General features: G+C 58.2%; 11 protein-coding genes. 7 read left to right on the top strand and 4 right to left on the bottom strand.

Annotated elements, in window-relative coordinates:
- On the top strand, positions 1-579 hold the full coding sequence (locus AC2FNC_RS05015; protein WP_480624604.1) for a TetR/AcrR family transcriptional regulator: 579 nt from the start codon (positions 1-3) through the stop codon (positions 577-579).
- Here the strand turns inward: AC2FNC_RS05015 and kynU are convergent.
- The gene (kynU, locus tag AC2FNC_RS05010; RefSeq protein ID WP_480624605.1) at positions 572-1,765 is read right to left on the bottom strand and encodes a kynureninase; all 1,194 of its coding nucleotides are present in this window, start codon (positions 1,763-1,765) and stop codon (positions 572-574) included. The genes AC2FNC_RS05015 and kynU overlap by 8 nt on opposite strands.
- A 172-nt stretch (positions 1,766-1,937) precedes the next feature.
- Here kynU and AC2FNC_RS05005 point away from each other — a divergent pair, with 172 nt between their 5' ends.
- The 6 genes from AC2FNC_RS05005 to AC2FNC_RS04980 all read left to right on the top strand — a co-directional run bounded on the left by AC2FNC_RS05005 (position 1,938) and on the right by AC2FNC_RS04980 (position 8,662).
- Positions 1,938-2,387 carry a methyltransferase family protein gene (locus AC2FNC_RS05005; RefSeq protein WP_480516344.1) on the top strand — a complete coding sequence of 150 codons (450 nt, stop codon included), beginning with the start codon at positions 1,938-1,940 and terminating at the stop codon, positions 2,385-2,387.
- A 129-nt stretch (positions 2,388-2,516) separates the two neighbouring features.
- Positions 2,517-4,088, top strand: a complete 1,572-nt coding sequence (locus tag AC2FNC_RS05000; RefSeq protein WP_480624606.1) for a Re/Si-specific NAD(P)(+) transhydrogenase subunit alpha — start codon at positions 2,517-2,519, stop codon at positions 4,086-4,088.
- Between the two features lie 13 nt (positions 4,089-4,101).
- Positions 4,102-5,556 (top strand): NAD(P)(+) transhydrogenase (Re/Si-specific) subunit beta, encoded by a 1,455-nt coding sequence (locus AC2FNC_RS04995; protein WP_480476023.1) that lies wholly within the window; start codon positions 4,102-4,104, stop codon positions 5,554-5,556.
- 157 nt (positions 5,557-5,713) lie between these two features.
- The gene (locus AC2FNC_RS04990) at positions 5,714-6,070 is read left to right on the top strand and encodes a VOC family protein (RefSeq protein ID WP_480516348.1); all 357 of its coding nucleotides are present in this window, start codon (positions 5,714-5,716) and stop codon (positions 6,068-6,070) included.
- A 109-nt stretch (positions 6,071-6,179) separates the two neighbouring features.
- Complete coding sequence (locus tag AC2FNC_RS04985; protein WP_496714744.1) at positions 6,180-7,457, top strand: DUF3422 family protein; 1,278 nt, start codon at positions 6,180-6,182, stop codon at positions 7,455-7,457.
- A 68-nt stretch (positions 7,458-7,525) separates the two neighbouring features.
- Entirely contained in the window at positions 7,526-8,662 is a 1,137-nt protein-coding gene (locus tag AC2FNC_RS04980) for an MFS transporter (RefSeq protein ID WP_480516350.1), read from the top strand.
- Between the two features lie 7 nt (positions 8,663-8,669).
- Here AC2FNC_RS04980 and AC2FNC_RS04975 read toward each other — a convergent pair whose 3' ends face one another.
- From AC2FNC_RS04975 to AC2FNC_RS04965, 3 genes are all read right to left on the bottom strand, one after another.
- Positions 8,670-9,650: an ABC transporter permease gene (locus AC2FNC_RS04975; protein ID WP_480476031.1), complete on the bottom strand. Its 981-nt coding sequence runs from the start codon at positions 9,648-9,650 to the stop codon at positions 8,670-8,672.
- Positions 9,643-10,650 carry an ABC transporter permease gene (locus AC2FNC_RS04970; protein ID WP_209504480.1) on the bottom strand — a complete coding sequence of 336 codons (1,008 nt, stop codon included), beginning with the start codon at positions 10,648-10,650 and terminating at the stop codon, positions 9,643-9,645. The genes AC2FNC_RS04975 and AC2FNC_RS04970 overlap by 8 nt, the downstream gene beginning before the upstream one ends.
- A gap of 93 nt (positions 10,651-10,743) precedes the next feature.
- The gene (locus AC2FNC_RS04965) at positions 10,744-12,450 is read right to left on the bottom strand and encodes a peptide ABC transporter substrate-binding protein (RefSeq protein WP_480476033.1); all 1,707 of its coding nucleotides are present in this window, start codon (positions 12,448-12,450) and stop codon (positions 10,744-10,746) included.
- Positions 12,451-12,468: the final 18 nt, after the last annotated feature.

Below are 12,468 nucleotides of genomic sequence, written 5' to 3'. Positions count from 1 at the left end.
ATGAAAGATACGAGTGACGAATCCCGGCAGAAAGCGATCCTAGCATCTGCTTTTCAGGCCTTTTCTGCATACGGGTTCCGCAAGACCTCGATGGATGACATTGCGCGCGGTGCAGGGATGTCGCGGCCAGCGGTCTATCTGTATTTCAGGAACAAGGAAGCGATCGTTCGCAAGCTGACCGAACGGCATTACGAGGAAAAGACCGTAGCGGTGGCCGAGGCGTTCAACGGCGAAGGCTCGGTTTCGGACATTGCCAGGAAGGCGATCCATGCCCAGACCGAGGGTATGGCTGCGATTTTGGCGTCGCCGCATGGGATTGAGATGCTGGACACAACCAAATCCATGGCCATCGATATTGTCGAGCGGGGCGAAGGGGAACTTGCCGCGCTTTATGCCGAATGGCTGAGGCGAGAGCAGGATGCTGGCCGCGTTCGCCTGTTTGACACGCCTGAAGAGACGGCGAAAACACTTACGGTCACGCTGAAGGGGATCAAGCTGACCGCGTCAGACGCCGAGGAATTTGAAAGGCGCACCAAACAGCTGGCTGCCCTGATCGGAGCTGGGCTGGAAATCAGGTAACGCGCTGCCGGGTTTTGTACTCTGGCGTGTCCCAAAGCTTGTTCTGCATGACATCCGCCAGAATCCCGACTGCACGCTCGACATCGCTTTCATCGATATACAGCGGCGTGAAACCAAACCGCATTGTGTCAGGTGCGCGGAAATCTCCGACGACACCACGCGCGATCAGTGCTTGCATCGCGGCGTAGCCTTCCCTGAAGCGGAATGAAACCTGACTGCCACGCTGCTCGGGAACACGCGGACTGTCCAATTGCAAGTCGGGGCAGGTCGCCTCGACCCGACGGATGAAAAGCTCGGTCAATTCAATGGATTTGGCGCGCACATCCGCCATGTCGGCCATATCCCAGATATCCATGGCCGCCGAAAGTGCGGTCATTTGGATGATCGGAGGTGTTCCAACGCGCATACGCTCAATCCCGCTTCCGGGCCGATAGTCCAGGTCAAAGGCAAAGGGCGCTTCGTGCCCCAGCCAGCCGGACAGGGCCGGGCGCACACTATCTGCCAGTCGGGGCGCAACATAAATGAAAGCGGGCGCACCGGGGCCGCCATTGAGGTATTTATAAGTGCACCCGACTGCGAAATCGGCATTGCACCCTGCAAGGTCAACGGGGATGGCACCTGCGGAATGCGCCAGATCCCAAACCGTCACGACACCGTTGGCATGGGCCAGTTCCGTCAGCGCCTTCATGTCGTGCATCCGGCCCGTGCGGTAATCCACTTCGGTCAGCATCAGGACCGCGACCTCTTCTGTGATTGCATCTGCGACGCCCTGCGGGTCGACGACGCGCAGTTCGTATGCGCCCGCAAGGGATCGCAGCAGGCCATCGACCATGTACAGGTCTGACGGAAAGTTCCCATTGTCGGAAAGCACAACCTTGCGGGTCGGGTTCAGTTCAAGGGCAGAGGACACGGCCTGATAAACCTTGATCGACAGGGTGTCGCCGGTCACGACGCTGCCCGGCTCGGCACCGATAAGGCGGCCAATTCGATCTCCAAGCCCAGTGGGAAGGCCCATCCAACCGGCCTTGTTCCAGCCGGTGATCAGCATTTGCCCCCATTCCTCGGTCAGCATGTTCTGCACACGAGACGCAGCCGTTTTAGGCAGCGGGCCCAAAGAGTTGCCATCCAGGTAAATCACGCCCTCGGGCAGGTCGAACATGGCTTTGGTTGCTGCAAAATCGGTCATGAAGGCTCACTCACTTGTGTGGTCGTCTTTTGTTGCATTTGGGGTAGCCGATCCTGACATGTCTGTCTATCGATGCGACATACTGGTCTTTTGCCAATCTGGCCGAAAAACGGTAGGACGTCGGTCAGAAGCGACATATACCCGACACTGTCGTCGCTCATGAGGGCTTGGAATGCGCTGGATAGATGTACCGCCGGTTTGGTTGATCGCTTTCGCGGCGCTGGCATGGGCGCAAGCCAGATACATGGCGCTGGGTCTGTCTCTTGAGAGTGGCCTGACCGACCTTCTCAGCGGAGTTCTAATCGGCGGCGGCCTTCTGATGGCCGTTCTAGCCATTGTCGAGTTTCGCCGCCACAAAACAACCGTCATTCCCCATGAGACACCGACCGCGATGGTGCAAACGGGCATCTACAAACGCAGTCGAAACCCGATCTACGTCGGTGACGTTCTGATTCTTGCGGGTTTGATCCTGCGGTTTGACGCCGTGTTGTCACTGGTTTTGGTTCCAGTCTTCGTCTGGGTGCTGGAGCGCCGGTTTATCCTGCCGGAAGAAGACCGCCTGCGCCGGCAGTTCCGCACGGATTTCGCACGCTACGAACGCAAGACGCGGCGTTGGATCTAATGTGGCTGATTTCGTGATGTCACGTAAAAAATGCTGCACTTGCGAAATAATGTTGCGCAGGATACATCTTTGCTTAACAAAGAATACCGACCACCCGCTCGGACAGAGTAAAAATTAGGGGGACTGCCAGTGAAGATAGGCACGCCAAAGGAAATACTGGACGGTGAGAACCGGGTTGCAATGACGCCCGACTCGGCCGTGCAATTGCAGAAACTGGGCTATGAGTGCCTGATCGAGAAAGGCGCGGGCGCGGCTGCCGGTTTTTCGGATGCCGCATACGAGGCCGTAGGCGTTGAGGTGGTCAAGACCGCAGCGTCGCTGTGGAAGACCGCGGATATCATTGCCAAGGTTCGGATCCCGACTGAGGCCGAACTGAAACGGTTGACCAAGGGCAAGACCCTGATTTCGTTCTTCAATCCTGCGGGAAACGAAGAAGGAATGGAGCTGGCCAAATCCAAGGGCGCCAACGTGATCGCCATGGAGATGGTGCCACGCATCTCGCGTGCGCAGAAGATGGACGCGCTGTCGTCGATGGCAAATATCGCGGGCTATCGCGCCGTGATCGAGGCAGGCAACAACTTTGGCCGTTTCTTCACCGGTCAGGTGACCGCCGCCGGTAAAGTTCCTCCTGCCAAGGTGCTGATCGTTGGGGCCGGTGTGGCCGGTCTGGCCGCAATCGGGACGTCCACGTCGCTGGGCGCGATCACCTACGCGTTCGACGTGCGCCCTGAAGTGGCCGAACAGGTCGAATCGATGGGGGCGGAGTTCGTCTATCTGGACTTCGAAGAAGAGCAGCAGGATGGCGCGGCCACAGGCGGTTATGCCTCGGTCCAGTCGGAAGAATTCCGCAACGCCCAGCTGGCCAAGTTCCGCGAACTTGCGCCCGAGATTGACATCGTGATCACCACCGCCCTTATCCCCAACCGTCCGGCGCCCAAGCTGTGGCTGGAGGATATGGTCAAGGCGATGAAGCCGGGTTCGGTCATCATCGACCTTGCAGCCGAGCGTGGCGGTAACGTCGAAGGCACTGTGCCGGATGAGAAAGTCGTAACCGATAATGGCGTGACCATAATCGGTTATACAGACTTCCCCAGCCGGATGGCGGCACAATCCTCGTCGCTTTATGCAACCAACATCCGTCACATGATGACTGACCTGACGCCCGAGAAGGACGGTCAGATCAATCACAACATGGAAGATGACGTGATCCGCGGCGCAACCGTGACCCATGCGGGTGAGATTACCTTCCCGCCGCCACCGCCCAAGATTCAGGCGATTGCGGCGCAGAAAAAGCCCGAGGTCAAGGAACTGACCCCGGAAGAGAAAAAGGCGCAGGAGATTGCGGCCTTCAAGGCGCAGACCAAGCAGCAGTTCACCCTTTTGGGTGTTGGTGGCGCGCTGATGCTGCTGGTGGGGCTGGTTGCCCCGGCCAGCTTCATGCAGCATTTCATCGTCTTCGTGCTGGCCATTTTCGTTGGCTTCCAGGTGATCTGGAATGTCTCGCACAGCCTGCACACGCCGCTGATGGCGATCACCAACGCGATCTCGTCGATCATTATCGTTGGGGCGTTGATGCAGATCGGATCGGGGTCGTTCCTGGTCATTCTGCTGGCGGCGCTGTCCGTCTTCATGGCCGGGATCAACATTTTCGGCGGCTTCCTCGTAACCCGGCGCATGCTCGCCATGTTCCAGAAATCTTAAGGAGGCCGGGCACATGGAATTTGGCTTCACCACTGCCGCCTACGTTGTTGCGGCTGTTCTGTTCATCCTTTCCCTTGGCGGGTTGTCGAACCAGGAAAGCGCCAAGCGCGCGGTCTGGTACGGCATCGTCGGCATGGCGCTGGCGGTCTTTGCCACACTGGTTGGCCCCGGTTCTGGCCTGTGGCTGCTGTCGATCCTGCTGATCATTGGCGGCGGTCTGATCGGTCAATACGTGGCGCAGCGCGTCCAGATGACCGAGATGCCGCAGCTGGTGGCCGCGATGCATTCACTCGTCGGTCTGGCCGCTGTGTTTGTGGGTTTCAATGCACATTTTGAAATCGGCAACGTGGCACAGGTCATGGCGATTGCGGATACGGCGAAAGAGGCGGATCTGCATGATCTGGGCACATTTGCCAAACTGATCGCCAAGAAGACACCGGCCGAACTGGCAATCCTGCACGTGGAACTGTTCCTTGGTATCTTTATCGGTGCGATCACCTTTACCGGTTCGGTCGTGGCCTATGGCAAGTTGGCGGGCAAAGTGACCTCGGCGGCGACAAAGCTGCCCGGTGGTCATGCGCTGAACGCGGCGGCAGCGGGCCTCTCGCTGATCTGTCTGATCTGGTACACCGCGTCTGGCGGGCTGTTGCCGCTGATCCTGATGACCCTGGCCGCTCTGTTCATCGGTTATCACCTGATCATGGGCATCGGTGGCGCGGACATGCCAGTGGTTGTGTCGATGCTGAACAGCTATTCGGGCTGGGCCGCGGCGGCGATTGGTTTCTCGCTGGGCAATGACCTGCTGATCGTGGTCGGCGCGCTGGTGGGCTCAAGCGGTGCGATCCTGTCCTACATCATGTGCAAGGCGATGAACCGTCACTTTGTCAGCGTGATCCTGGGCGGCTTTGGTGGCCCGCAGGGTGAACAGATGGCTGTTGAGGGAGAGCAGGTGGCTATTGAGGCTGATGGCGTGGCTGCAGCCTTGAACGATGCCGACAGTGTAATCATCATTCCCGGCTACGGGATGGCGGTTGCGCAGGCACAGCAATCGGTCAGTGAACTGGTCCGTAAGCTGCGCGCCAAAGGTAAAGAGGTGCGTTTCGCGATCCACCCGGTCGCGGGTCGTTTGCCGGGCCATATGAACGTGCTGCTGGCCGAGGCGAAGGTGCCCTATGATATCGTTCTGGAAATGGACGAGATCAATGATGACTTCCCGGACACGGATGTGGCCATCGTTATCGGCTCGAACGACATCGTGAACCCTGCGGCGCAGGAAGATCCCAACAGTCCCATTGCCGGTATGCCAGTTCTGGAATGCTGGAAGGCCAAGCAGGTCTTCGTGTCCAAACGTGGTCAGGGTACGGGGTATTCGGGTATCGAAAACCCGCTGTTCTTCAAGGAAAATACCCGCATGTTCTATGGCGACGCCAAAGCGTCGCTGGACAAGCTGCTGCCGATGATCGAGTGATTAACCGGTTTGATCCATTTGCAAAGGGCGCCTTTGGGCGCCCTTTTCTTTTTTTTGGTTTTATTGGGGGCTTTGCCCCCAAACCCCTAGGATATTTATGGCCAGATGAAGCGCGCGGGTTGTGGTATATTAGATGTGCGTATGGTTGGAGCGAAACATGCAGAAAGTGAACGGTATAGGGGGCGTATTCTTTCGGGCCAGTGATCCTGAGGCGTTGAGCCGCTGGTACGAAGAACATCTGGGCGTAAACCACTATGATCCGGTGCCCTGGAAGCAGCGCGAAGGGTATACGGTGTTTGCGCCGTTCGCTAAAGACACTGAGTATTTCGGAAACCCGGATCAGCAATGGATGATCAATTTTCGGGTCGATGATCTGGGCGCGATGATACAGCAGCTCGAAGCTGCCGGAATCTCTGTTGAGACCCGCCCAGACTGGGACAGCGAGATCGGAAAGTTCGCTCGGCTTCACGATCCGGAGGGAAATCCGATCGAGCTGTGGCAGCCAAATCAATGAGATAGTCGGTTTGTATACCTTTGTATTCGTGTAAGTATATGAAATAAAATAAGAATTGATGTATCCGAGTTGTGACGTATAGTGCGGACACCGCTATCGGAGCCTCGGAATGACGCCAATCGATGATCACCCGCTGCGCTATGCGCTGGCAAATGAACTTCATGCCCGCCCGTTTCCGGCCGCCGATACGCCGTGCACGGTCGCCTTTCTTGCGATCAAGAAGCCTGAAGCAGCCGTCGCTCGGGACCGCAGTCAGGATATTGCCCATCTGATCGATCTGCTTGACCGACATGGGGCGCAACATCCGCAGCCGGGGGCCACGCATTACGCCGGGCAGATAGGACGCCATTGGCTGAAATGGGAGCAGCACACTGAGTTTGTCACGTATACGGCGATTGTGCCGAATGTCAGCGGCCGCCCCTTCAACCCGGCTGATTTCGAGGTATTTCCCCCGGATTGGCTAATGGCCAGTCCGGGCCAGAGGATCACCTCGCTGCTGATGCGGGTGGTGCCGCGCCCGGAAGATGCGGCTGTAAAGGTCGCTCTGGCTGATTGGTTCGAATCTGAAAGTCTGGCGGTGTCGCGGGTGTTGGATGCTTCAGCAATTTGCGCCAGCGATTTCCGTATCGACCCGGCTGGTCACATGCGTTTTGCCCTGTTCGTGACCGAAGGCACGGGCACGCGCCGCACAGGGCGTATCATCCAGCGGCTGTGCGAGATCGAGACATACAAGGCGATGTCGATGCTTGGCTTTGCCCGCGTCAAACAATTGGCCCCCCGGATCGAGGAACTGGATGCCCAGCTGGCGAAGCTGATGGTTGAAATGACGGATGACACCACCCCACCAGATGCGCTGTTGCCTCAATTGCTGGCCATATCGACCGAGCTCGAGACCATATCGGCCCGCAGTTCGTTCCGATTCGGTGCGACCGGCGCTTACGAGGCGCTGGTCAATCAGCGGATCGATGTCCTGCGCGAGGAAAGGTTCGAAGGCGGCCAAAGCTTTGCCGATTTCATGATGCGCCGTTATGACCCTGCGATCCGTACCGTGAAATCAACAGAACGCCGCCTGCAGGCGCTGTCTGACCGGGCCATACGTGCGGGTGAGTTGTTGCGCACAAGGGTGGACGTCGAGCGGAGTGCACAAAATCAGGCCCTGTTGGAAAGCATGGATCGTCGGGCCGATCTTGCCTTGCGCTTGCAGCACACGGTTGAGGGCCTTTCTGTGGTGGCCATCAGTTATTACGCGGTCTCACTTGTCGGCTACCTTCTGTATCCGTTGACTGCCGCCGGCATAAGCAAGGGAATGCTGACGGCGGCGGCGACGATCCCGGTTGTAGCGGGCGTATGGTTCGCCGTTCGGCGCATCCGCAAACGCCTGGGTTAAGCTGCAATTGCCAATTTGCGCCCAACCTGTAGAACGGGTGAGGCGGGCAGACAGCACGAGGTTCTCTGTTGATTGGTGTTTTCTCGGCATGGCGGGCAGTTGCGACCATGTTCATCCTGAACGGGGCTTTGTTCGGCATCTGGGCCTCGCGCATACCGGCCGTGCGCGACCGGTTGGAGCTGTCCCATGACGCGTTGGGGTACGGGTTGTTGTTCATGGCGGCCGGGGCCGTCTGTTCGTTTCCGGTCACAGGGCGGTTGACGGATCGGTATGGCGCAGTTGCGATAACCCGGATTGTGGCCGTTCTGTACACGATGTCGCTGGTCCTGCTTGCTGTTGCTGGCGGGTTTTGGGCGCTGGCGTTATGTTTGTTTGTTTTTGGCGCCTTTCACGGATCGATGGATGTGGCGATGAATGCCTGGGCCGCCGAGGTCGAGCAGGCATATGACAAACCTGTAATGTCGTCATTCCACGCCATGTGGAGCCTTGGGGCCGGTCTTGGCGCGCTCAGCGGGTACGTGGCTGTTCAGATGGGGCTGACGGTTCTGGTGCATTTCCTATTGGCGGGTGGCGCGGTTGTTGCCTTCGCGCTGGCCTTGTCGTGGGTGCGCTGGACGTCGAAACGGTCCGAGCGGTCGCAAAGCTCGGGTTTTGCTTTGCCCTCGGGCGCGCTGATACTGGTCGGATTCGCGGCCATGTGCGGTGCATTGGGTGAAGGCGCCGTCGCAGACTGGAGCGCGATTTTCCTGCGAGACGTTTCCGGGGCGCCCGAAAGTGTTGCCGCATTGGGCTATGCCGTGTTTTCCGTGACGATGGTGGCGTTTCGCCTAGCAGGCGCGATTGTCATTATGCGGTTTGGTCCCGCTGCGACGGCCCGGTTCGGCGGGATCTGCGCGGCGTTGGGCGTTTTCGCTGTGGTTTCTTCGGTCGCGCCTTTGCCCGCATTGGCGGGGTTTGCGCTGATGGGCATAGGGTATGCGGTGATCATGCCGCTGGCGTTCAGCCGTGCAGCCAGCGATCCGCTTGTCCCGCCGGGGCAAGCCATCGCAAGTGTAGCTACGCTGGGATATGGCGGGTTATTGATAGGGCCGCCGCTGATCGGATTTTTGGCGGAACTGTTTGGCCTGCGTCTGGCGTTCGCCGTGCTGTTGCCACTGGCCGTTCTGATCGTGCTGTTGGCCGGCGCGCTGAGGCGCGCCGACTAAACTTGTTTCAGCGTCCGCGAATGCGGGGATCCAGCGCGTCGCGCAGACCGTCACCCAGATAGTTGACGCTCAGCACCGTCAGCGAGATTGCCAGACCGGGCCAGAATACACGCTCGGGGTATTGCTGAAGATAGTCGACACCATCAAACAACAGGCGGCCCCATGTCGGGAAGTCGGGCGGGAATCCCAACCCAAGGAAGGACAGCGCGCTTTCGGTGATGATCGCTGTGGCAATCCCCAGCGTTGCCGACACCATGATTGGCGACAGAACGTTCGGCAGGATATGCCGCGTGATGATCTGGCTGTTACTGGTGCCGATGGAGCGCGCGGCGAGAACGAATTCACGTTCCTTGATGGCCAGCACATCACCGCGCACGATCCGCGCAGTCGGCATCCATGAGGTGATGCCGATGGCGCAGACGATCAGGATGAATATCCCGCGCTCCAGCCCAAAAGCCGCTGACAGGGGCTCGCGGAACAGAAGCATCATGACCAGCAGCAAAGGCAGCAGGGGCAGGGCCAGAAACAGGTCGGTCAGGCGCATCAGCGGCCCATCGAGCCGTCTGAAGAATCCTGCCAGAACGCCGATGAACGAACCCAGGAACAGCGCCAGCAACATCGCGGTTATGCCAACCGAGACTGAGGTTTGACCACCCGACATCATGCGCGCAAGAATGTCGCGACCCAATTGATCGGTGCCAAAGGGATGCGCCCAACTGGGGCCCTGATTGCGCGACCGGATATCGATCTGGGTTGGATCGATGCTCCACAGATACGGGCCCAAATAAACACCGGCGACGATGATGATAAACAGGATCGCACCGACCATTGCGCCTTTGTGGGTCTTGAACTGATCCCACACATCGCGCCATTGGCTGCGGGGAGGGGTGGCCAGTTCTTCCATCACGCCGGCCGTTGGCAAGGCTGTCGAGGCAGGTGCAAATCCTTCGTCCGGGACCAGTGTATCGGTACGATCATGATCAGTCATATCGAATCCTCGGGTCCAGAATGCCGTAAAGTACGTCAGCGATCAGGTTGAACAGCACGATCAGTACGGCAAAGATGAAGGTCAGGGTTTGCACCATCGGCAGATCATTGGCCTGAATCGCTCCGATCAGCAGCTGACCGATGCCATTCACTTTGAACACCTGCTCGGTGATGATGGCGCCACCAAAGATGGACGGAATACCCAGCGCAATCACGGTGACCACCGGGATCATCGAGTTTCGCAGAACGTGAACCATGACCACGGTGTATTCGCTGAGACCCTTGGCGCGGGCGGTGCGAACATAATCCTGATTGAGGTTATCCAGCATGGACGCGCGCATGAACCGGCTGAGCTGCGCTGTAATCTGCAAGGCCAGAACCATGACCGGCATGATCATCTGTTTGAGTTGCACAACGAAACTGTCCCAGCTGTTGACCACCAGCGTGGTGTCATAGATCGACGGGAACCAGCCCAGCTGGACCGAGAATATGACGATCACCAGAACACCCGAGAAGAAGGGTGGAACGGAAAAGCCAACCATCGACACGAAGGTACCCATCTGATCGAACCAGGAATATTGGCGGTACGCCGAATAGATGCCGATGGGCAGCGCGATCAGGATGGCGACCACATAGGCGGTGCCGACAACCCACAGGGTCTGCGGGATCCGCTGAACGACGATGTCCATGACCGGCGAGCGGGTCTGCCATGAAATCACGCGCAAGTCGCCTTCGGAGAAGGTTGTACCGAATACAGAGTCGACCAATACCTGTGGTTCTATCCAGAAGAACTGCACGATCCATTTCCAGAACCGGATATGCATCGGCTGGCCGAGGCCAAGCGCCTCGCGCATCTTCTCTTTGACTTCCGGGGGAACGGTGAGCGGAACCTGTGCCATCGGGTCGCCAGGGGCAAGCTCGAGCAGCAGGAAGATGACGAGGCTGATGAACAGCAGTGTGGGCACCGCCAACACCAGTCGTCTGATTGTAAAGTTGAGCATTCAAAGGCGCCTTTGTTGATGCGTCTTCTTGTTGGAACGGCCTGCAAATGACCGCGCCCCGAAGATCGGGGCGCGGCTTGGCAGGTTTAACGCTTAGGAGCCGGTTTTGCGGTACCAGTCCGCAACGTTCCAAAGCTCGCTGTCCCAAGTGTTCAGGATCACGCCACCCAACGTGTTGGAATGTGCAGAGACCCGTCCACGATCAACCAGCGGAACCACGACATAGCTGTCCTTGGTCAGCATATCGTTGAGTTTACGTGCAATTTCGCCACGCTTTTCAAGCTCACCGGTGCGGCCCAGTTCGGCCACCAGCTTGTCATACTCGGCGTCACAGTAACGGTTGATGTTCTCACCCTGCCACTGGCTTTCCGGCTTGGGTGCCTTGTCACAGGTGTGCTGCGCAAGATAGCTTTCCGGATCGGTGCCATCGAAGTTGTTGGCGTACATTTCAACGTCTGCATAGAAACGCTGGAATGTGTCCGGGCTGCCCGGGTCACCGCCGAAAAAGACCGACGCGTTGATGTTGCGCAGCTCGGTTTCAACACCGATTTGGCTCCACCATTCCTTGATCAGCGCCTGGAAGTCCTGACGAACAGCGTTGGTCGAGGTTTGATAGACCAGCGACAGTCTTACACCATCCTTGGCGCGGACGCCGTCAGCGCCTTTCACCCAGCCGGCTTCATCCAGCATCTGGTTCGCGCCGTCAATGTCCTGCGTCAGACACTCGGTGTTGTCGCTTGCGTACAATGCCGGGGCCGGTACCAGGTTGCAGGTCGGGCGACCGGCTTGACCGTAGCCAATCTCAACCAGAAGATCACGGTCGATTGCCATCGACAGGGCCTTGCGAACAGCCAGTTCCGACAAGGCTGGGTGCGGATGTTTGGCGGTTGAACGTTCGCCTTCAGGCAGGCTGGGGGACGGATCTGTCATGTTCATTTCGATCCGTTCAACCAAGGTCCCGAATGCCGCGATGGGAGTACCCTTGCCGCCTTCCTTCATCTGCTCGATGACTTCGGGCGCCAGCTGCAGGTTCCACGCATAGTCGAATTCGCCGGTTTCCATCACAGCACGGCCAGCCGCCGTTGCGTCGCCGCCACCTTTGAAGGTCAGCGTGGCAAAAGCGGGCTTGTTTGGGTCACGATAATTCGGGTTGGCCGACATGGTGATCACGTCGTTTGGCTTGAATTCGTCCACAACAAACGGGCCGGTTCCGATCGGGCCAAAGTTCTGGTCTGTACATTCAGGCGCCTTGGAGCCCATGCAGTTCTGAAACTGGGCCATCTGGATAATTGGCGACTGACCACCCATGAACGGGCCATAGGGGTTCGGCTTTGGTTCGGCAAAGTTGACCTTGATGGTCAGATCGTCGATTGCCTCGACGCTTTCGACGCCTTCAAACTTGGCAAGCTGGGCGCAACCACCTTCCGGATGCATGCAATAATCCGCGGTGAACTTTACGTCGGCCGACGTCACGGGCGATCCATCGGACCAGACCAAACCGGATTTCAGCTTCCACGTGATCGATTTCAGATCCGACGAAACACCACCGTTTTCCACGGTCGGGATATCCTCGGCGAGATAGGCTACAAGGTTCCCGTCTTGGTCATAGCGACCGAGCGGTTCAATCACCAACGAAGCCGATTCGATGTCTTTGGTGCCCGAGGACAGGTACGGGTTCAGGATCGACGGAGCCTGCCAGTAAATGATGCTGACATTGCCGTCCGATCCACGCTCAGCAAAGGCCGCAGGGGCCATCGCCGTGCTTGCAATCGCACCAAGCAAAAGGGTTTTGATTTTCATAAGTTACTCCCAAGTTGG

This window comes from Ruegeria sp. BHSA123, from assembly GCF_059613425.1.
Note: the sequence above shows the minus strand (reverse complement) of the source record. Positions and strands in the feature narration are given on the sequence as shown.